This window comes from Kitasatospora sp. NPDC032150 (assembly GCF_055579945.1).
In genome coordinates this window covers 1-1,133 of record NZ_JBVIMH010000119.1, presented here as the reverse complement: position 1 = coordinate 1,133, position 1,133 = coordinate 1, and the positions used below count along the sequence as shown (strand labels likewise).

Annotated in this window: 1 pseudogene; it reads right to left on the bottom strand. The window is 69.5% G+C overall.

What is annotated here, in order from left to right:
* A pseudogene (locus ACZ5ON_RS36100) lies at positions 1 to 1,133 on the bottom strand (alpha-1,4-glucan--maltose-1-phosphate maltosyltransferase); the annotation flags it as partial.

The window sequence follows — 1,133 nt, the reverse complement described above, 5'->3', positions numbered from 1 at the left end:
GGAAGGTGATGTTCCGTAGTTGCTGGAGGGCGGGGTGGCGGCGGCGGAGCCGGTTGAGGGTGGTGATCAGGGGGGTGAGGGTGTCGGGGCCGGTCCAGTCGCGGGGGCGCAGTTCGTACTTCTCGGAGTGCAGGTACTCCTCGGAGCCGGGGTGGGCGGGCTGGTTCTCGCAGAGTTCGTAGCCGGCGTAGATGCCCCAGGTGGGGGCGAGGGTGGCGGCGAGGGCGGCGCGGACGGCGAAGGCGGCGCGGCCGCCGGTCTGCAGGTACTCGGGCAGGATGTCGGGGGTGTTGGCGAAGAAGTTGGGGCGCATGTACGCGGCCGCGTCGCCGGCCAGTTCGGTGAGGTACTCGGTGAGTTCCCGCTTGGTGTTGCGCCAGGTGAAGTAGGTGTAGGACTGGTGGAAGCCGATCTTGCCGAGGGTGTGCATCATCGCGGGGCGGGTGAAGGCCTCGGCCAGGAAGAGCACGTCGGGGTCGGTGCGGGCGATGTCGGCGAGGACCTTCTCCCAGAAGAGGACCGGTTTGGTGTGCGGGTTGTCGACGCGGAAGATGCGCACGCCGTGGGCCATCCAGTGGCGCAGGATGCGCAGGGTCTCCTTGACCAGGCCGTCGAGGTCCTGGTCGAAGTTGACGGGGTAGATGTCCTGGTACTTCTTGGGCGGGTTCTCGGCGTAGGCGATGGTGCCGTCCAGTCGGTGGCTGAACCACTCGGGGTGTTTGTTGACCCAGGGGTGGTCGGGGGAGCACTGGAGGGCGAAGTCGAGGGCGACCTCCAGGCCGAGGGCGGTGGCCTCGGCGACGAAGTGGTCGAAGTCCTCGATGGTGCCGAGGTCGGGGTGGACGGCGTCGTGGCCGCCTTCGGGTGAGCCGATGGCCCAGGGGGAGCCGACGTCGTCGGGGCCGGCGGTGAGGGTGTTGTCAGGGCCCTTCCGATAGGCGCGTCCGATCGGGTGGATCGGGGGCAGGTAGACGACGTCGAATCCCATGGCGGCGATGGCGGGGAGGCGTTCGGCGGCGGTGCGGAAGGTGCCGGAGACCGGCGGGACGTTGCCGTCCGGGTCCACCAGCGCGCCCTCCGAACGCGGGAAGAACTCGTACCAGGACCCGAACAGCGCCCGCTGCCGGTCCACC